The sequence below is a fragment of the Sorangium aterium genome, assembly GCF_028368935.1.
Classification (GTDB): Bacteria; Myxococcota_A; Polyangia; order Polyangiales; family Polyangiaceae; genus Sorangium; species Sorangium atrum.
In genome coordinates, this window is the sequence record NZ_JAQNDK010000005.1 from 815,117 (window position 1) to 833,614 (window position 18,498).

The 18,498-nt window shown below is 73.1% G+C and carries 14 protein-coding genes; 7 read left to right on the forward strand and 7 right to left on the reverse strand.

The window, feature by feature from the left end; genetic code table 11:
- Positions 1 to 48: 48 nt before the first annotated feature.
- Together POL72_RS41370 and POL72_RS41375 are read right to left on the reverse strand one after the other, a co-directional pair.
- Positions 49 to 561 (reverse strand): hypothetical protein, encoded by a 513-nt coding sequence (locus tag POL72_RS41370; RefSeq protein ID WP_272102370.1) that lies wholly within the window; start codon positions 559 to 561, stop codon positions 49 to 51.
- Positions 562 to 1,108: 547 nt separating this feature from the next.
- On the reverse strand, positions 1,109 to 1,486 hold the full coding sequence (locus tag POL72_RS41375) for a hypothetical protein (protein ID WP_272102371.1): 378 nt from the start codon (positions 1,484 to 1,486) through the stop codon (positions 1,109 to 1,111).
- A 258-nt stretch (positions 1,487 to 1,744) separates the two neighbouring features.
- On the opposite strand from POL72_RS41375, the gene POL72_RS41380 reads away from it, so the two are divergent.
- From POL72_RS41380 to POL72_RS41390, 3 genes are all read left to right on the forward strand, one after another.
- The gene (locus POL72_RS41380) at positions 1,745 to 3,556 is read left to right on the forward strand and encodes an ABC transporter ATP-binding protein (RefSeq protein WP_272102372.1); all 1,812 of its coding nucleotides are present in this window, start codon (positions 1,745 to 1,747) and stop codon (positions 3,554 to 3,556) included.
- Between the two features lie 112 nt (positions 3,557 to 3,668).
- Positions 3,669 to 4,124 (forward strand): helix-turn-helix domain-containing protein, encoded by a 456-nt coding sequence (locus POL72_RS41385; protein WP_272102373.1) that lies wholly within the window; start codon positions 3,669 to 3,671, stop codon positions 4,122 to 4,124.
- A 295-nt stretch (positions 4,125 to 4,419) separates the two neighbouring features.
- A complete protein-coding gene (locus POL72_RS41390) occupies positions 4,420 to 5,724 on the forward strand; it encodes a serine/threonine protein kinase (RefSeq protein WP_272102374.1) in 1,305 nt (434 codons plus the stop codon).
- 408 nt (positions 5,725 to 6,132) lie between these two features.
- Here POL72_RS41390 and orn read toward each other — a convergent pair whose 3' ends face one another.
- Positions 6,133 to 6,696, reverse strand: coding sequence for an oligoribonuclease (gene orn, locus POL72_RS41395; protein WP_272102375.1), 564 nt, complete (start codon positions 6,694 to 6,696; stop codon positions 6,133 to 6,135).
- A 121-nt stretch (positions 6,697 to 6,817) separates the two neighbouring features.
- Between orn and POL72_RS41400 the strand changes: the two genes are divergently transcribed.
- Both POL72_RS41400 and POL72_RS41405 read left to right on the forward strand, forming a co-directional pair.
- A complete protein-coding gene (locus tag POL72_RS41400; protein ID WP_272102376.1) occupies positions 6,818 to 8,050 on the forward strand; it encodes an acetyl-CoA C-acetyltransferase in 1,233 nt (410 codons plus the stop codon).
- Positions 8,047 to 9,159: a cation diffusion facilitator family transporter gene (locus POL72_RS41405; RefSeq protein WP_272102377.1), complete on the forward strand. Its 1,113-nt coding sequence runs from the start codon at positions 8,047 to 8,049 to the stop codon at positions 9,157 to 9,159. The genes POL72_RS41400 and POL72_RS41405 overlap by 4 nt, the downstream gene beginning before the upstream one ends.
- A gap of 183 nt (positions 9,160 to 9,342) precedes the next feature.
- Here the strand turns inward: POL72_RS41405 and POL72_RS41410 are convergent, their stop codons facing one another.
- The 4 genes from POL72_RS41410 to POL72_RS41425 form a co-directional block, all read right to left on the reverse strand.
- Complete coding sequence (locus POL72_RS41410; protein WP_272102378.1) at positions 9,343 to 10,923, reverse strand: hypothetical protein; 1,581 nt, start codon at positions 10,921 to 10,923, stop codon at positions 9,343 to 9,345.
- The gene (locus tag POL72_RS41415) at positions 10,881 to 11,264 is read right to left on the reverse strand and encodes a hypothetical protein (RefSeq protein ID WP_012240257.1); all 384 of its coding nucleotides are present in this window, start codon (positions 11,262 to 11,264) and stop codon (positions 10,881 to 10,883) included. The genes POL72_RS41410 and POL72_RS41415 overlap by 43 nt, the downstream gene beginning before the upstream one ends.
- Positions 11,264 to 13,729: an Hsp70 family protein gene (locus POL72_RS41420; protein WP_272102379.1), complete on the reverse strand. Its 2,466-nt coding sequence runs from the start codon at positions 13,727 to 13,729 to the stop codon at positions 11,264 to 11,266. Before POL72_RS41420 ends, POL72_RS41415 begins: the two co-directional genes overlap by 1 nt.
- 168 nt (positions 13,730 to 13,897) lie before the next feature.
- Positions 13,898 to 15,055 (reverse strand): CAP domain-containing protein, encoded by a 1,158-nt coding sequence (locus POL72_RS41425; protein ID WP_272102380.1) that lies wholly within the window; start codon positions 15,053 to 15,055, stop codon positions 13,898 to 13,900.
- 124 nt (positions 15,056 to 15,179) lie between these two features.
- Here POL72_RS41425 and POL72_RS41430 point away from each other — a divergent pair, with 124 nt between their 5' ends.
- Both POL72_RS41430 and POL72_RS41435 read left to right on the forward strand, forming a co-directional pair.
- Entirely contained in the window at positions 15,180 to 16,652 is a 1,473-nt protein-coding gene (locus tag POL72_RS41430) for an MlaD family protein (protein ID WP_272102381.1), read from the forward strand.
- Between the two features lie 110 nt (positions 16,653 to 16,762).
- Positions 16,763 to 18,394 carry a multiheme c-type cytochrome gene (locus POL72_RS41435; RefSeq protein ID WP_272102382.1) on the forward strand — a complete coding sequence of 544 codons (1,632 nt, stop codon included), beginning with the start codon at positions 16,763 to 16,765 and terminating at the stop codon, positions 18,392 to 18,394.
- Positions 18,395 to 18,498 lie beyond the last annotated feature (104 nt).

Sequence of the window (18,498 nt, forward strand, 5' to 3'; positions counted from 1 at the left end):
CGTCGGGGTGGGGTCGCGAGGCCTGGCCGCCTCGCCGGGCGCTCCGGGCTACCGGCACGTCAGGCAGTCCCCCCCGCAATCCACGGCGAGCTCGCTTCCATTCAGGACCCCGTCGTCGCACGAGGGCGCCTGGCAGACACGCTCCCTGCACACGCCGGACGCGCAGTTCTCGCCGGTGAGGCACCCCTCGCCCGCGGGGCAGAGCGGGCATGAGCGCGTGCCGCAGTCGATGCCGGTCTCGAAGCCGTTCGCCACGCCGTCGACGCAGGTCGGAGCCTGGCAAACCCCCTGACGACACACGCCTTCCTTGCAGTCGATGCCCGTCTCGCATGAGGCGCCGAAGCCGCACGGCTGGCACGAGCCGCCGCAGTCGCGGTCGGTCTCTCCCTCGTCCTCATCCGTGACGTCATTGCTGCAGTGCGGGGGGATGCAAGCGTCCGCCGTGCAGGTCCAGCCCTTGAGGCACTCCTCGCAATTCCAGATCTGGATGACACCACCACTCCCCTCGCAGGAAAGGAAAAAAGGCGCCGTCAGCCCCAATGCAATGACGCGTCGAAGCATGGTGCTCGCTCTTCTCGTAGTTGATGGTCTGGTGACGATGACAGTACATCATGCACGGGCATCGAGGGCACCGATCTGGCTTTTTGCGAGCGGATTTATAGCATTCCGGACTGCCGGTCCGGATTGCCAAATAATCGACATGAAAGAGCTCCTCGGTGCGCGGGCGCCTGGATCCGACGAGCGGAGATCGGACACGCAGAGATGGGACGTGCAGAGTAAGGCGGGTGAGGAGAGGGGACGAGGCTCATCCACCACACGCCACGCGAGAGGAGCCGCAGCGGCCGTTCTCTACGGATCGGCAGGAGCGCGCCGTTCGATGGCTCTCGCGCCCGACAGGACCGCACGGAGCGCGCCGGCTGGGCGGCGATGGGAAGGCGATGGGTGGAGCGGGCTGTGAGGGGGCCTTGGCTCCTTGGCAGGGCGGCGCGCTCCTCACGCGAGGCGGCGCGCGCCGCGTGGCGGGCGGCGGGCGGCGCGCTCTCACGCGAGGCGGCGCGTGGCGGGCGGCGGGCGGCGCGCTCCTCACGCGAGGCGGCGCGCGCCGCGCTCAGGTGCGGGCGGCGGCGCGGCGCGCCGTGACGAAGGATCGCACGCAGAGCGCGACGTAGCCCGCCGAGAGGACGGCCATCACGGACTGGGCGATGACGGCCGGCGGGCGCGCCACGTCGCCGCCGGAGAGCAGCGTCGGCAGCTGGGCCAGGCCGCGCGCGGAGCCGAGGAAGCCGAGGACGCCGACCATGGCCGACGCGTGCATGGCGTGCATGCGGTACCTCTCCTGTCGCGCGAGCAGGCCGAGCCCGATCGCGACGACCCCGAAGCCGGCCGGGATGAGCGCCGTCGGCGCGCTCGTCGCCGCGAATCCTCCGACGCCGAGCGCTGTGAGCAGCGCTCCGTAGCCCATGGTCAACGTGGACATGCTCGACATGAAGAGCCTCCTTTTCGGAGCCCCGGGATACCGCGCCGGGCGCGCGCCCGCCACCGCGTCCTGCCTGCTCGCCCGCCCGTCGAGCGTCCGCGCTCGCGCGCTCGTCATCACCCGGTCCGGGGGGCTGCCCGTGGTCGCCGCGTTCGCGTCCCTCGGCCCTCGCGCCCTCGCGCCCTCGCGCCCTCGCGCCCTCGCGCCCTCGCGCCCTCGCGGGTCTTCGCGGGCGGGGCGCCGCGGCGTGGTTAGAATCTGCCGTCCATGCTCGGCCTCTCCCGCCTGCGGGACAGCTTTGCCTACACCCCACGGACGCTCCAGCTCGTCTGGCGCTCGTCGAAGGCGGCGAGCGTCGCCCTCGGCGCGCTCACGCTCGCCGCGGCGGGGCTGCCGCTCGGGGTGGCCTACGTGGGAAAGGCGATCACCGACGCGGTGGTCGCCCGCGATGAGCGCGCGGCGATCGTGTGGGTCTCGGTCGAGCTCGGCCTCGTGGCCGCGCTCGCGCTCGTGCAGCGCGGGCTCTCGCTGATGCGGCAGCTGCTCGGCGCGCGGCTCTCGATCGACATCCACGGGATGATCCTCGAGAAGGCGCTCTCGCTCTCGCTGGTCCATTTCGAAGACTCGGAGTTCTACGACCAGCTCACCCGCGCGCGCCGCGAGGCGTCGTCTCGCCCCGCCTCCGTCGTGACCGAGAGCTTCTCCCTCGTGCAGAACCTGATCACGCTCGCGGGGTACGCCGCGCTGCTCGTCGGGTTCAGCGCCCTCGCGGTGATCGCGCTCGTGCTCGCGGCCGTCCCCGCCACGGTCGCCGAGGCTCGCTTCTCTGGCGCGGCGTTCCGCCTCCGGAACTGGCGCTCTCCCGAGGCCCGCCAGCTCAACTATCTGGAATACGTGCTCGCCAACGACGGCCACGCCAAGGAGGTGAAGCTCTTCGGGCTCGGGCCGATGTTCCTCGAGCGGTACAAGGCGCTCGCGACGTCGTTCTACCGGGAGGACAGCGCCCTCGCGGTCCGCCGCGCCGGGTGGTCCTACGGCCTGTCGCTCCTCGGCACCGCCGCGTTCTACGGCTGCTATGGCGCCATGGCGGCCGGCGCCGCGGCGGGGAGGCTCTCGCTCGGCGAGATGGTCCTTTACGTCGCCGCCTTCCGGCAAGGCCAGCAGGCGTTCCAGGCCGTCCTCGCCGGCGTCGGCGGCATGTACGAGCACAACCTCTACATGTCGAATCTCTTTCAGTATTTGGCCATCCCGACCGGCGAGCCGACCGCGCTGCCGGCCGGCAGCGGAGGCGCGCCTGCGCCCCTGTCGGCCGACGGCGCGCACGACCGGGGCGTGCGGTTCGAGGGCGTCGGCTACCGGTATCCTGGCCAGTCGCGCTGGGCGCTCCGGGGGATCGATCTCCACATCCCGAGCGGCCAGAGCCTGGCGCTCGTCGGGCACAACGGCGCCGGAAAGACCACGTTCATCAAGCTGCTCGCGCGGCTGTACGAGCCCACCGAGGGGCGAATCCTGCTCGACGGCAAGGATCTCCGCGCCTGGGAGCCCGACGCGCTCCGCCGGAGGATCGGTGTCGTCTTTCAGGACTTCAACCAATACCAGCTCACGCTGCGCGAGAACGTCGGGCTGGGCAGCGTCGAGCACCTCGCGGACGAGCCGCGCGTCGCGCGCGCGGTCGCCGAGGGCGGCGCCGACGAGGTCGTGACGACCGTGCCCGGGGGCCTCGACGCGCAGCTCGGGCGCTGGTTCAAGGGCGGCGTCGAGCTGAGCGGCGGGCAGTGGCAGAAGGTGGCGCTCGCGCGCGCCTTCATGCGCGAGCAGGCCGACATCCTCGTGCTCGACGAGCCGACCGCGGCGCTCGACGCCGAGGCCGAGCACGCGGTCTTCCAGCGGTTCCGGTCGCTGTCGAAGGGGCGGACGACCATCGTCATCTCTCACCGCTTCCCGACCGTGCGCATGGCCGACCGCATCGTCGTGCTCGACGGCGGGCGCATCGTCGAGGAAGGCACCCACGACGAGCTCGTCGCCCGTGGCCAGCGCTATGCCCGCATGTTCGCGCTGCAGGCCGAAGGGTACCTGTAGCGCCGCCGGCGCGGCGCGTTCGGTGCGCCGGCGAGCGAGCGGCGCGCTGCTCACGCGAGGCGGCCTGCCTTCTCGGGGGCTCAGGCGAGCTCTGCCTGCTAGGCTCGCGCTCATGCGCGACACGCTCCCCAAGGAGGTCGGCCAGGCGGTCCACATCCTCCGGTTGCTCCGTGGGCTCAGCATGCAGGAGTTCGCGGAGCGGGCGCAGCTCTCGGCCACGTACCTGCGGCAGGTCGAGCGAGGCGAGCGGGATCTCGGGCTCGGCGCGCTCGGCCTGATCGCCCAGGGGCTCCAGTGCGAGCCGCGCCTCCTGCTCCCCGGCGACGGGCGCAGCCCTGTCGCGTCCATCGTGGCAGAGCGCTTTGACCAGGCCGAGGAGACGCTCCAGAGCGCGATCCTCTTTCTGCTCATGGAGCCTGACGATTCACCGAGAAAGCAAGCAATGCTCGCCCTCGCCAGCGAAGACCCGGAGCGCGCACGCCCGGCAGCTCCGCCCAAGTCGCCCCGGCCGGAGCGCGCTTTTTCAGGGCGTATTACTCCGCCGTCGAGCCGTCGTTCCGGAAAGTGATAGACCTACCTCGCGCGCTCCGTGGCGCCGGTCCGCGCTGGCGACGGCTTCCGCGCGCCTGAGACCTCTGTTACTGTCCCCGCCAACCGATGTTCCCCGCGCCGTGTCCGGGGGTGTCATGGACTCGAACCTCGTGCCGGAGGTCCGACGCAGTGAGCAGAATCTTTTGGGCTGATCCAACACCGCAGCCAGCATTGAAGAGCGCGCGCCGCGCCGTCCTCTCCCTCTTCTTCTCCTTCCCGCGCGCGAGGCCTGAATCCTCCGTCTCCATCGCGCTGGCCGAGGCGGAGGGGCCATGGTGATCCTGGGGCAGGAGTTCGCGGGCTACACCATCGTCGCGAGCCTCGACTCTCCCGCTCCGGCGGAGGCGTATCGCGCGCTCGACGCGGATGGCCGCGAGGTGACGCTCTATGTCCAGGAGGGCATGGGCACCGAGGCCGATGCGTTCCGCGGCGCGCTGGAGAGGCTCCTCTCGCTGTCTGCGGGGGTGCACGGCATCGTGCCTGTGATCGCGGGCGGGATGGAGGGAGACGCGGGGTGGATCGCTGCCCGGCAGAGCGACGATCCCTCGGTGGAGGATCTGCTGCCCCGGCTTCGCTCCGTCGCGTACGAGCTCGTCGTCGACGTCGCGCGGACGCTCGGCGCGGCGCACGCGCTGGGGCTCTCGCACGGGGATCTCGGCCCGCACACGGTGGTGGTCACCGGTCAAGGCGCCGCGGTCCTGAGGGCGTTCGGACTGCACCTGCTGTTCGGGGCGCCCGAGGACGCCATGGCGGACGCGGCGCGGTACCGGGCGCCGGAGCTCTTCGACTCGCGTGCGATCGATGAACGAACCGACGTCTACGGGCTCGGCATGCTGCTGTATTGCCTCCTCGGGGGTCAGCGCCCGTTCGACGGCCGCGACGATCTGGATGTGTGCGCGCTCGACGAGGTGCCGCCGCCGCTCGGGGGGGTGTCGGCCCAGGTGAACGAGGCGTTGACCCGGGCGCTCGCCAAGGACCCTGACGCGCGATTCCAGACGGTCCACGAGCTCATGGCCGCCGTGCGGCCGCTGCTCGTTGCCGCGGCGCCGCTCGCGGGGGGCGCTCCGCCGCCGAGGGCGGCGCGCCCGCAAGCAGCGGGGGCCCCGTCGCTGCAGGAGTCGGCGCCGGATACGGAGCGGAGCGTGCCCGCTCCGGCGTCCCGCAACACGCTGCCCACCGGGACCTTCCCTCCGGAGGCCATGCGGCACCCCGTCGTCGAGATCGCCGCACCGCGCTCGCGCAACAACGTCCTGCTGGCCGGTGGAGCGCTGCTGCTCGTCGCGTTGACGAGCGCCGCCGTCGCGGTGCCGTTGAGCTCGTACATCGCCCAACGGGGGACACCGCTCCCGCCGGCCGAGCCGCCGGCGCACGCAAGTGGTTCACATCGCGATGAGTCGACAGCCTCACCGGCACAGTGCGACCCCGGCGCCTCGGAGGCGGTAGGTCCTTCCGTCGAGGCGCCGGTGACGAAGTCCGGGGCGACGCACCGTGTCGAGCCGGCCCCGCTGGTCGCGACTCCGGCCGTGGAAGCCAAGGGCAGCCCCGGGCCACGGTGGTACGGCGACCAGCTTTTCTAAGGCAATGCCGCAAGTCCGGTAGCAAACGACACCCCGGCGGATTGGGGCCGCCGGGGTGTCTACGCCGCAGACCTCGTGCCGGAGGCCTGGACGCATGGCTACCCTACTAAAAGCATTGCCTCGATCGATCGTATTTTCTCACTTCGCGGAGAATTTTTCTTCGATTGCCAGCAGAGCCGCCTTTTCAGCCGGATTTCGGAGGGCGGGGCGCTGGGCGAACCGACCGAGGTTGAGGCGCCGGGCGGGCGAACCGACCGAGGTTGAGGTGCCGGCGGGCCGAATCGACCGGGGTTGAGGCGTCGGGCGGGCGAACCGACCGAGGTTGAGGACGCCGGCGAGCGGGGACGCTGAACCGCAAGCCCGAGGACGCGGGCGACCCTCAGACTCCCCTCGGCGCTCCGCGAGCGCTCAGCGGAGCTCGTTCCCAGGGAGCGGCTGGAACACGCTCGCCCGGTACCACCTGAGCTCCTCGATCGACTCGCGGATGTCGTCGAGCGCGCGGTGGATCTCGCGCTTCCTGGGCGCGGCGCGCGTCGGGTACCAGCGGCGCACGAGCTCCTTGAGGGTCGAGACATCCACGATGCGGTAGTGCAGGAAGGAGAGGAGCTCCGGCATGTAGCGCTGCAGGAAGGCGCGGTCCTTCCACACGGAGTTGCCGCACAGCACGGCCGTTCCCTTGTCGCAGTGCGCCTCGAGGAACGCCCGCGTCTGGGACTCCGCGTCGCCGACCGAGAGCGTGGACGCGCGGATGCGCTCGAGGAGGCCCGAGCGCTCGTGGAGATCGCGGACGAAGTCGCTCATCCCCGCCAGGACGCTCTCCGGCTGGTGGATGACGAGGCACGGCCCCTCGGCGACCACGGTCAGGTCGGGCTCCGTAACGATGGTCGCGATTTCCACGATCGCACACGAGCTCTCGTCGAGCCCCGTCATCTCGAGATCGACCCACACCATGCGCTGCGACCGGTCCGTCATCGGCCGCGAGCATAGCCGATCCGCGCCGGCTCCGGTCCACCGAGACTCGGCGCGACCGAGGCTGCCCCGGGAACGGACGGTGTGCTAAGCACGGGCCGGACATCGGGCTCGGAGGCCTGTCATGCGAGACGTCTTCATCGTGGATGCCGTTCGCACGCCGCGCGGCCGAGGCAAGGCGGGCAAGGGAGCGCTCTCGGGCGTGCACCCGCAAGAGCTCCTCGCGCAAACGCTCAATCGCCTCGCCGCGAAGACCGGCATCCGCAAGCAGGACGTCGAGGATGTGGTCGTCGGGTGCGTGACGCAGGCGGGCGAGCAGGGGGCGTGCATCGCGCGCACCGCCATCCTCGCGGCCGGCTGGCCGGACGCCGTGACCGGCGTGACCGTCAACCGCTTCTGCGGCTCGGGCGCGCAGGCGGTGAACTTCGCGGCGATGGGGGTCATGTCCGGCCAGCAGGAGGTCGCCATCGGCGGCGGCGTCGAGAGCATGTCGCGCGTGCCGATGGGCTCGGACGGCGCGCCCCTCGACGGGAACAACCTCGCCCTCCGCAAGAAGCTCGCGATGGTCCCGCAGGGCATCTCGGCGGACCTCATCGCCACGATCGAGGGCTTCTCGCGCGAGGACGTCGACCGCTTCGCGCTGGAGAGCCAGCGCAAGGCCGAGCGGGCGGCCGGCGAGGAGCGCTTCGCGAAGAGCCTCTTCACGGTCGTCGATCTCGACGGCAAGCCGCTGCTCGACAGGGACGAGCACCCGCGCGCCGGGGCGACGATGGAGGCCCTCGCGAAGCTCGAGCCCGCGTTCGCCAGCCTCGGGTCGACGCCGATGGGCCCCGCCGGCGAGACCGTGGATGCGCTGGCGCTGGCGCGCTATCCGCAGGTGGCGTCGATCCAGCACGTCCACACGGCGGGCAACTCGAGCGGCATCGTGGACGGGGCGGCGGCCGTGCTGCTCGCCTCCGGCGACTACGTGAAGGCGCACGGGCTCGCCCCGCGGGCGAGGATCCGCGCCACGGCGACGGCCGGCGCCGAGCCGGTGATCATGCTGACGGCCCCTGCGCCTGCGTCGGACCGCGCGCTCAAGAAGGCGGGCATGCAGGCGCGCGACGTCGATCTCTGGGAGATCAACGAGGCGTTCGCGGCGGTGCCGCTGCAGACGGCGCGCAAGCTCGGCATCGACCTCGACCGCGTCAACGTGAACGGCGGCGCGATCGCGCTCGGGCACCCGCTCGGCGCGACCGGGGCCTGCCTGATCGGGACGGCGCTCGACGAGCTGGAGCGCGCCGGCAAGGCGACCGGGCTGATCACGCTGTGCATCGGCGGAGGGATGGGCGTGGCCACCATCATCGAGCGGGTGTGAGCCGCTCCGGCGCGGTGATGGAGGTGCGCGATGAGCACGAGGGCGCGTCTCACGAGCACCGGCACGGGCGCGGCGCTCGGCGCGGCGAGGGGCACGATCACGGGCATCACCACGCTCCAGGGAGCGATCACGGCCACGACCACGACCACGGCGACCCGCACCACCATGACCACAGCCACGATCTCCGGCGCGCGCCGCTCCGCCGGCTGATCGCGGCGTTCGCGCTCACGGCGTCGTTCCTGGTCGTCGAGGCGGCGGTCGGGTGGTGGTCGAAGAGCCTCGCCCTGCTGGCCGACGCGGGCCACATGCTCGCGGACGCCGCGGCGCTCGGCATCGCCATCATCGCCCAGCGCATCGCGGCGCAGGCGCGGACGCGCGAGCGGACGTACGGATTCCGGCGCGCGGAGGTGCTCGCGGCCTTCGCCAACGGCGTCGCGCTCGCGCTGACGGCGATCTGGATCTTCATCGAGGCGGCCCACCGTTGGCATGCGCCCCAGGCGGTGCACGCCGAAGCGCTGGCGATCACCGCGGCGCTGGGGCTCATCGTGAACGTGGTCGCGGCGCTGCTGCTCTCGACCGGCGAGCACGGGCACAACATCAACACGCGGGCCGCGCTGGCGCACGTGGTGTCGGACGCGCTCGGCTCGATCGGCGCCATCGCGGCGGGCGTGCTCATCCTCTCCTTCGGCTGGACGCGGGCCGATCCCGTGATCAGCGCGGCCATCGGCGCCCTCGTGCTCTGGGGCGGCTGGCGGCTCGTGCGCGACACGTCCCGCGTGCTCATGGAGGGCAGCCCGATCGAGATCGATCTCGCCCACGTCGAGGACACCATCCGGAGCGTGCCCGGCGTCGTCGACTTCCACGATCTGCACGTCTGGTCGATCTCCGACGGCTTCAACGTGCTCACCGTGCACGTGGTCCTCGCCAAGGGGCACCACGGAACGAACGTGGCCGCCGCTGTGGCCCGGCGGCTGCGCGAGAAGCACGCGCTCAACCACTGCACGATCCAGCCGGAGCCGCTCCAGGAAGAGCACCTGGTGACGCTCAGGCGGCCGGGCGCCGAGGCGCCGCGCGGGGACGGGCCCGCGGGCGACCGGAGCGGCGCTTAGAGCGGCGGTCACCCGCGTCGGATACGGGCCCATCTCGACGTTTTCGGTGCTCAGCGCCCTTCCGTGCGCTTCCGCGCCGAAAACGCCGATCTGGGCCCGTCTCCTGTGCGGGTGACCGCCGCTCGGCGACGCGTGTATCAGGGGCGGCTGAGCGCCGCTCTAAATCCGGCTCTCCGCTCCGCGTCACACGCCGCACTCGACGTTGCCGCGCTGGAGCCCCGTGAGGCGCGAGTCGCCGAGCGCCTCGGCCTCGGCGAGGAGCCAGCGGAACATCCCGTTCGCGATCGCCCGCTCCTTGCGCGTGTTGAACAGCCAGACGGCGGCGTGGCACACGTCGGCGTGCAGCTTGGGGAACGCGAGGCGGCGGAACTCCGTGCCGACGAGCACCGCCGCGGCCTCGTACTGCGCGCGCAGCGAGGTCCACTCGCGCCACTCCGAGAGCGGCGGGAGCTCGCGCCGCTCGTCGACGCGGCGGCGCAGGGCGTCGCACGCGATCTCCACCTCGGACAGGAGCTCGTCCCGGAGGCGCCGGTGCGTGCGGCCGATGGTCGCGCCGAGGTCGTCCCACGCTTCGCGCGGCACGCGCGCCGCGCGCAGCGTCGCCGCGAGATCCTCCTCGACCGCGCGCGCGAGCGGGCCGAGCGCCGCCTGCGCCCCCGAGGCGCCGAGCGACGCCGCCCGCTCGCGGAGCTCGGCCTGCGCGCGCTCGTCGTCGAGCGCCGCGTCCCACGCGCCGCCGAGCCGCCTGAGGTCGTCGCCCGAGACCTGGCCCCGAGGCCGGAGCAGAAGCGCGGCGTGGAGCAGCACCGCCCGGCTCCACAGGTCCCCCTCGGCGACCTTCGCGGCGCAGGGCTCCGGCGCCTCCGGCTCCGGGCGCGGCGCGCCCGCGCCCGCGGCCAGGGCGCGGCGCACGAGCGGCAGCGTGGCGCGGCGGTGGGGCGCGATGAGCCAGCGCAGCCAGAGCTCGAGCGCCCCTGGCGCGGGCTCCTCGCCGAGCAGCCGCGCGGCGACCGCGCCGAGCAGCGACAGCGCCCGGCCGCCCCTCACGCACGCGTGCGCGGACACGGCCGCCCAGTCGCCGCGGGAGGCCGCCTCGGCGGCGAGCCAGCCCGCGGCGATGCGGCGGGCCTCGCGGGGGCACGCGCGCTCGTCCAGGCTGGCGACGCTGTCGAAGAGCGCCCGCGCGCCCTCCACGTCCCCGCGGTGCGCCGCGAGCATCGCGCCGGCGGCGATCCCCGCGCCGCGCAGCGGAACGGCGCTCGGCGACGTCGGAGACGGCGCAGGCCCCGCGCCGATGCGCTCGCCGCCGCGCTCGATCCGCTCGCTGACCCAGGCCTCCACCGCGGCGTCCGGCTTCCGCGCGCGGCAGAGCGCCCACGCGGCCGCGAGCGCCGCGCCGCCGCGCCGGTCGGCGCGAAAGGTCCAGTCCGACAGCCACGCGACGCAGTACGCGGCGCGCGGCAACCCGAGCGGGATGATCACGTGGCGAGCGAAGGGCCAGGGCGCCATGAGCACCGCGAGCGGCGCGAGCGGCAGCGCGCACCAGAGCTGACCCGAGGCGAGCGCGAACGCGATCGGCACGAGGACGATCACCACGACGGTGTTCCAGTGGCCCAGGCCGAGCATCGGGGGGCGCGGCGGCGCCGAGGGCGCGGCCTTCCGCGCGGCAGCCTCGCTGATCACCCGCGCGAGGAGGGCGAGCACCAAGAGGCCGCCCCAGTTCATCGCGCCCTCCAGCCGAGCGCGGACAGCGCCTCGGGCCACGGCGCGCGCGGATCCTCCCCGGGCGGCTCCGGCGGCGGCAGCTCGCCGAGATCGTCGTCGAGGTCGTCCTTCGGCGGGGGCCTCGGGTCGAGCCGCGCCCAGACCTCGTGCGCCAGGCGGCGCTCCGGGTCCCGCAGCGCCGCCATGGCCTGCCGCACCTTGTCGGCCGTCCGCGCGCCGGGGCCGACCGGCGTCGGGTACGTCGCGGCGCTCGCCAGCTTGAGCTCGAGCATCCCGAGCAGCTTCTGCCCCTCGCGCTCGATCTCCGCGCGGCTCGCGCTCGGGCGCAGGCCGAGCACGTAGAACGGGTTGTCGCGGATGCGGCCGAGCGCGTCGTCCATCACCGCACCCCGGACTCGTGGCCGAGCCTGCGCTTCTGCGCGTCGACCGGCAGGAGGCGCCAGAGCTCCTCGGTGATCGTCCGGAGCGCCGCCGTGTCGCCGCGCCCCGCCGCGCCGCGCCCGTCGCGCACGAGCCGCTGCGCGCGGACCAGATCCGAGGCCTGGTGCGCCTCGGAGGCGGCGTCCTCGAACATCCACTCCCACGCCTTCGGGTGGCGGTGGAACGCCGCGCTGCTCAGGTTGCGGACCAGGCGGAGCTGCCGCTGCAGCTCGACCTGGTTCTTCTCGGCGCGCGCCCGCGCCACGCCCTGCGCGGCCTCCTCGAGGAGCGCCTTCTCGGTGCTCGAGCCGAGCTGGGAGATCCACGTCGACGCGTTCGCGACGGCGGCCTGGGCCTCGGCGTCGAGCTCCGGCCAGCGCTTGTCGGCCTCGGCCTGCTCGAGCAGGACGTCGAGCTCGAGCAGCGCGCGCCGCGCCTTCTGCCCCGCGTCGGCGTCGCCGCCGCGCGCCGCGGCGGCGTCGCGCTCCACCTCGGCGAGCGCGCACTCCACGTACGTGACCTTGCCGAGCGCGTGCGGCGCGTCCCTGCGCAGGGCGGCCTGGCGCACCGCCGCGAGCCGCTCGCGCATGGCCGCGAGCGAGGCGTCGAGCACCTCCGGCGCCGCCTCGGGGACGAGGAGGTGCGCGACGCGCTCGAACACCAGCCCCTGCGACGGGATCAGCGCGCGCGCCGAGAGGTGCCCGCCCCGATCGAGCTCGAGCGTCAGCTCGATCGCCGAGCCCGCGGGCAGGGTCGCGGTGAGCCCGCTCCCGTCGATCTCGAGCGCCCCGACCACGCGGCAGAGGTGCGCGACGTCGAGCTCGCCCTGCACGACGGGGATCTTCAGCACGCACGCGCTGGAGCCCTTCGGGACGCTCTCCACGCTGTGGTGCACGAACGTCCGCCGGGCCGGCAGCGGCGCGCCCCGCTCGAAGTAGACGCGCACGGAGTTGTCCGCGAGCGCGACCCCGATCGTGCGCGACAGCGGCGGATCGCCGATCGTGAGCCCCTGGACGATCGTGATCGTCTGCGGGTGCACCGGCACCCTCGCGCCGCCGGCCGCGCTCGCCTCGACGTTGAAGACGTTCGGCCGGCGCGGGAGCAGGTCGACGGTCACCACGAACGCCCCCTCGGCGTCGAGCGGGGCCTCGGCGCTCGTCCACCCGTCGCCCTCGCGCGCGAGCCGGATCCGCTCGGGCGCGGCCCCCGGCCCCTCCATGACGCGGCCGACAACGTGGGGCGTGAGATCGCTCGACATGGCCGGGTACTGGAGCCACAGCCGACGACCCTCCTCCTTGGATCGCGCGCCCGCGGAGGAGGCCCGCGCGTCGAGCCCCGCCGTCGCCGCGTAGATCGAGGCGCCCTGCGCGACGAGGGTCATCGGGTCGAGCCCCTCGCCGAAGGGCGCGCCGAGCGCCTCCCGGACGCGCTCGCGCAGCGCCGGCATCACCGTCGGCCCGCCCACGAGCACGACGCGCGCGAGCTGCGACGCATCGAGCCCGTGCGCCGCGAGCAGCCGCCGGCACACCCCGATCGAGCGGTCGATGATCGGCGCGCAGAGCGCGTCGAGCGTGGACCTCCGCAGGACAAGGTCGACGTCGACGGGCGCGCCGTCCACCTCGAACGCCGCGGGCACCGCGAGCGCCGCCTCCTCGGCGCGGGTGAGCTCGATCTTGATCTCCTCGACCGCGAGCTTGAGCTTGCGGAGCGCGGCGGCGTGCCGCGGGTCGGCGCGGCTCACGGTCGCGCCCTGGGTGCGCGCGATCTCGGCGAGCGCCCAGTCGACGATCGCCCAGTCGAAATCGCGCCCGCCGAGGAAGTTGTCGCCGTCGTGCCCGACGACGCGCAGCAGCCCGTCGCGCGTCTCGAGCAGGGAGACGTCGAACGTCCCGCCGCCGAGGTCGTAGACGAGCCAGCTGCCCGTGGACTCCTCGGCCGTCCAGCCGGCGGCCAGCGCCGAGGCCACAGGCTCCTGGATCAGCTCGACGCGCTCGAACCCCGCCCGCCGCGCCGCCTCCGACGTCGCCGCGCTCTGGGGCAGCTCGAAGAGCGCGGGCACGGAGATCACCGCCGAGGCCGGCAGGACCCCGAGGTGCTCCGCGACGTCGGCGCGCAGGGAGCGCAGCACCTCGGCGGCGAGCTCCTCGGGCTTCTTCGCGACCTTCGCCGCCGCGAACTCGATCGGCTGGGCCGTCCCCATCAGCCGCTTGAACTCAGCGCGGGTGTTCTGCGGATCGCTCTCCAGGAACCGGCGCGCGCGCGCGCCGACCGTGATCGTCCCGCGCGCGTCGATCCGCACGACGCTCGGGGTGAGCGTCGCGCCCTGGGAGTTCCTGACGAGGGTGACCTTCTCGCCGTCGAAGGCGGCGGCGGTCGAGTTCGTGGTGCCGAGGTCGATGCCGACGTAAAGCGGGCGTGCAGCCATCGCTCGCAAGGATACACGCGCGGAACGGCGGCCGCCCGGTGAGGCACGGAACACGCCCGGCGAAGCGCCCGCGTGGCGCCTCGCCGCGGGCGCCCGCTCGCCGCGAGGCGCGTCCGCCCTCGGGGTACGGGGACAGCGTACGTCGGCGCAGCGCCGCGACGCCCGCGGTCACCCTGCGAACAGCTGTGTCACCCAGACCCGGCCGCTCGGGTCGCGCACGACCGCCGCGCCGGTCCTCCGGTAGCGCGGGTCGAGCAGGTTGCCCCGGTGCGACGGGCTCGCCCAGATCGCGCGGTGCGCTCCCTCGGTCGTGCCCGAGCTGGCCACGTTCTCCCCCGCGATCGTCGCCTCGTACCCGGCCGCCCTGAGGCGCGCCGCCGGATCGCCCGAGCCCACGTCGTGGCCCACCATCTTCGCCTTGATCATCTCCTCGGAGTGCGCCCGCGCCAGCGCGGCGAGCGCCGCGTCGCGCGCGAGCGCGGGCAGGCGCTCCGACGCCCGCGCGGCGTTCATCATCCGCAGCATCGCGTCGTCGTCGCCCTGCGCCCCCTTCGCGGCCTCCTCGCCAGGCGCCGCCGCGCGGACGAACCGCCCCGGCGGAGCGCTCCCCGCGAAGATCATCGCCTCCAGCACGGGCCTCGGCCCTGTCGACACCGTGGCCAGCACCTGCACGAGCCAGCTCCCCGGCTGGTCGACCGCGAAGCTCGAGCGGAGCCGCGCGCCCGACAGGGAGCTCAGCACCGTCTTGGGCGCGCCCCGCGGCCCCAGCAGCACCACCTTCGCCGCGGTCGCCGGGACCCGCATCGTCCCTTCGAGGGTCACCCATTGCCCCACCCGCGCGGTCGTCGGCAGCGGCGACAGATCCGCGAGCGCGTCCACCCCGATCGCGGCCACGATCACCGTCCCGTCCGGCTTTTTCGCCTGGGCCACCCCACATCGCCGCACCCCGAGGGTGGGCCAGCCCGAGAGCCACCCGTCGATCCGCGCCCCGATCTCCGCCGGCCCGAGCCCTTGGCCGGAGATGGACCATCCCCTCGGCCAGGCGTGCGGCGCGCCGGCGGCGCGCAGGGTGAACGCGAGCTCGTCGGGCGGCATGATCTCCCCGCCCTGGAGCTGCCGCTCGACGTTGCGCTGGGCGACGGCGGCGAGCGCCGTGTCCGCGCTGCCGCAGCGCGCCGCGAGCGCGGCGATCTCCGGCGAGACCGCCCTCGGGGGCTGTGGCGAGCGCGTCGTCGCCTCCCACGTGAGCGCCGGCGGCTCCGCTGCCGCCGCGCCCGCGGAGGCGAGCGCCGCGCCGAGCACCCCGCTGGCCCACCATGACCGCATTCGACTCGGCTAGCAGGTTTCCCGCCCCGGCGCTCGTTCACCCGCGTTCCCCGCATCCACCTGCGTCGCCGCGAAAGCCGCGCATTCCCGCGGGCGGCTCGTGCTACCGTGGCCGTCGCGCAGCATGGCTGAGGTCTCCAAGGCCGCGAAGGTCGGCGTGATGACGATCGTGCTCGCGGGCGCGGCCTACGGCGGCTACCGCTTCGTCTCGCGCGACGTCGGCGGCGGGAGCGGCTACCGGGTCTGGGCCACGCTGCCCGACGCGATCGGCGTATCGCCGCAGTCGCGGGTGATGATCTCGGGCATCCAGGTCGGCGTCGTCGACAAGATCTCGCTCTACAACGGCCAGGCGCGCATCGACATCAAGATGAGCCCCGACGTCCCGCTCTACGAGGACGCGGCCATCGGCAAGCGCGCGACGAGCCTCATCGGCGAGTCGTTCGTCGTGCTCTCGCCCGGCACCGAGGGCAAGCCGCGCATCCCCGACGAGGGGAGGGTCCTCTATTACATCGACGAGCCGACGATCCAGTCGATGCAGGGGCAGGTCGCCGAGATCCTGAAGGACGTCAAGACGGTCACCGAGACGCTGAGGAACACCGTCGGCTCCGAGAACGGGCAGGAGCGGCTCGCCCAGATCCTCGACAACCTCGCCGAGGTCACCGAGCAGATGAACGCGACCGTGCGCGAGAACCGCGCCGGCGTCACGCAGACGATCAACAACATCAACCAGATCACCGGCGAGTCCGGCCCGCGCCTGCGGGAGATCCTGCGCAACGTCGAGCAGGTGACCCGCGACATCCGCACGATGACGGCCGCGGCCGAGGTGCCCGGCCGGAACGGCCAGCCCGGGGAGCTCCGCAGCGCCGCGGAGCGCGTGGGCCGCGCGACCGAGAGCCTCGAGTCGGCGCTGAAGCACGTGGACAGCGTCGCCGCGCGCGTCGACCGCGGGGAGGGGACGCTCGGCCGCATCACCCGGGACGAGACGCTGATCAACGAGGTCGAGACGGTCGTCGAGAACGTCGGCGAGCTCGTCGGCGGGCTCAGCCGGTTCCAGACCGTTGTCGGGCTGCGGACCGACTACAACTTCCTGGCGAACACCATCAAGAGCTACGTCGAGCTCAGGCTCCAGCCGGCGGAGGACAAGTACTACGTCGTCGAGCTGGTGAACGACCCGCGCGGCAAGACGGACTTCCAGCAGATCGACATCGACACGACCAACCCGAACGAGCCCGCGCACTACCGCGAGGTCCGCACGATCACGACGAACGCCTTCCGGTTCTCGTTCCAGTTCGCGAAGCGGCTCGGCCCCTTCACGGGCCGGTTCGGCATCAAGGAGTCGACGGGCGGCCTCGGCCTCGATCTCCACCTGCTCGACGATCGGTTCGAGCTCCGCCAGGACCTCTTCGGCTTCGGCGAGGAGCTGTCGCCGCGCTGGCGCGTCGCGCTCGCGTACGAGTTCATCCGCAAGCTGTGGCTGCTCGGCGGGATGGACGACATCCTGAACGCCGATCGCCGGGACTACTTCATCGGCCTGCAGCTCCGGTTCAACGACGCGGACCTGAAGACGGTCCTGCCCTTCGCGCCGTCGAGCTTCTGATCGCGCCCCCGCCCTCTCGGCGCGGCGCCGGCGGTGCGCACGAGCCCCTGTGCTATAGCGCGAGCATGAAGCGCTCGCTTCTTCGTGAAGTGCGTCGCGGATACGCGCTCTTGATCCCTCTCGCCGCGATCTCGGCGGCGGCCTTCGCTTCGGCCTGTCAGGGGTGCAAGCTCCCTGCGACGGCCGCGGTGACCGCGGACGCGGACGTGGACGCGAACGCGAACGTCAACAGACCGACGGTGCGCCTCTACGTGCTCAGCACCGTGGCTGGCGCGCTGGAGCCGTGCGGTTGCACGAAGGATCAGCTCGGAGGCATCGACCACCTCGCCGCCCTGATCGAGGCCCAGCGCGGCGAGGCCCCGGATCGGCTCGTTGTCGGCGCGGGGCCGCTGCTCTTCACGGACCCCGAGGTGAAGCCGGAGCGCACCTCGCAGGACGCATGGAAGGCCGAGGCGATGGCGCTGGCGGCGAAGGAGATCGGGCTGACGGCGTGGGCGCCCGGCGAGAACGACTGGGCGCTCGGCGCGGAGGCGCTCGGCAAGTACCAGGAGCAGTCCGGGGCGGCGCTGCTCGGCAAGAACCTCGAGGGCGCGAAGGGCGCCCAGGGGGTCGTCGTGCGCGACGTCTCCGGCGTGAAGGTGGGCCTCATCGGCGTGAGCGACCCGAAGGGCCGCGCCGGCGCCTACCCCGACGGCGTCAAGGCCGCCCCGGCGATCGACGCGATGAAGGCGGGCGTCGAGGAGGCGAAGAAGCAGGGCGCGAGCGTCTTCGTGGGGCTCGCGGCGCTGCCCAGGGGCGAGGCGCTGCGGCTCGCGGACAACGTGCCGGAGCTGCACGTGCTGGTGCTCGGCAAGCCGAGCGAGCGCGGCGACGGCAACGACGGCCCGAAGCCGCCGGAGATCATCGGGTCGACGCTGGTCGTGGAGACGCCGAACCACCTCCAGTCGGTGGCGGTCGTGGATCTCTTCGTCCGAGGCGGCGGCAGCGGCCCGCTCGTGTTCGCCGACGCGGGCGGCGTCGCGAAGGCCGGGGAGCTCATCAGCTTGTCGGAGCGCATCCGGGAGCTCGAGATCCGCCTCAACGGCTGGGAGGGCGACAAGCGGGTCGCGGCGAAGGACGTCGAGGCGCGGAAGGCGGATCTCGAGAAGCTCCGGGCCGAGAAGGCGCGGCTCGAGGCGGCGGAGACGAAGGTGACGGGCAGCTTCTTCCGCTACAGCTCGATCGAGGTGCGCGAGAAGCTCGGGGCCGACAAGGACGTCGCCGGGCAGCTCCTCGCCTATTACAAGCGGGTCAACGACCACAACAAGCAGGCCTTCGCGGATCGCGTCCCCGAGAAGCCGGCGAAGGGCGAGGCCAGCTACATCGGCATCGACGCCTGCACGAACTGCCACGACGAGGAGCGCAAGGTCTTCGACGGCACCGCGCACGCGCGCGCCTACGCCACGCTGCAGCAGGATTTCAAGGAGTTCAACCTGGACTGCGTGAGCTGTCACGTGACCGGGTACGGCAAGCCGGGCGGCTCCACGGTGACGCACAACGCCTCGCTGCAGAACGTGCAGTGCGAGGAGTGCCACGGTCCCGGCTCGCTGCACGCGAAGGATCCCGACAAGAAGGGGCTCATCGTGCTCTCGCCCCCGCCCCAGAGCTGCGTCACGCAGTGTCACCATCCGCCGCACGTGGAGGGCTTCGACCCCGTGGCCAAGATGCAGCTCATCCTCGGCCCCGGGCACGGCAAGGACTGAAGCAGGGGGCGCGACGGCAGCCCTCGCCTCGCGGTCCTTCTGGTTCTGGGCTGCTTCCGGGCTGCGGCATTCCCGCGCCGATTCGATCGCGCTACGGCATGCGC

Coding starts and splice junctions, on each gene's coding strand:
- POL72_RS41370 (WP_272102370.1), bottom strand. CDS start 561: ATGCTTCGACGCGTCATTGCATTGGGGCTGACGGCGCCTTTTTTCCTT.
- POL72_RS41375 (WP_272102371.1), bottom strand. CDS start 1,486: ATGTCGAGCATGTCCACGTTGACCATGGGCTACGGAGCGCTGCTCACA.
- POL72_RS41380 (WP_272102372.1), top strand. CDS start 1,745: ATGCTCGGCCTCTCCCGCCTGCGGGACAGCTTTGCCTACACCCCACGG.
- POL72_RS41385 (WP_272102373.1), top strand. CDS start 3,669: ATGCGCGACACGCTCCCCAAGGAGGTCGGCCAGGCGGTCCACATCCTC.
- POL72_RS41390 (WP_272102374.1), top strand. CDS start 4,420: ATGGTGATCCTGGGGCAGGAGTTCGCGGGCTACACCATCGTCGCGAGC.
- orn (WP_272102375.1), bottom strand. CDS start 6,696: ATGACGGACCGGTCGCAGCGCATGGTGTGGGTCGATCTCGAGATGACG.
- POL72_RS41400 (WP_272102376.1), top strand. CDS start 6,818: ATGCGAGACGTCTTCATCGTGGATGCCGTTCGCACGCCGCGCGGCCGA.
- POL72_RS41415 (WP_012240257.1), bottom strand. CDS start 11,264: ATGGACGACGCGCTCGGCCGCATCCGCGACAACCCGTTCTACGTGCTC.
- POL72_RS41420 (WP_272102379.1), bottom strand. CDS start 13,729: ATGGCTGCACGCCCGCTTTACGTCGGCATCGACCTCGGCACCACGAAC.
- POL72_RS41425 (WP_272102380.1), bottom strand. CDS start 15,055: ATGCGGTCATGGTGGGCCAGCGGGGTGCTCGGCGCGGCGCTCGCCTCC.
- POL72_RS41430 (WP_272102381.1), top strand. CDS start 15,180: ATGGCTGAGGTCTCCAAGGCCGCGAAGGTCGGCGTGATGACGATCGTG.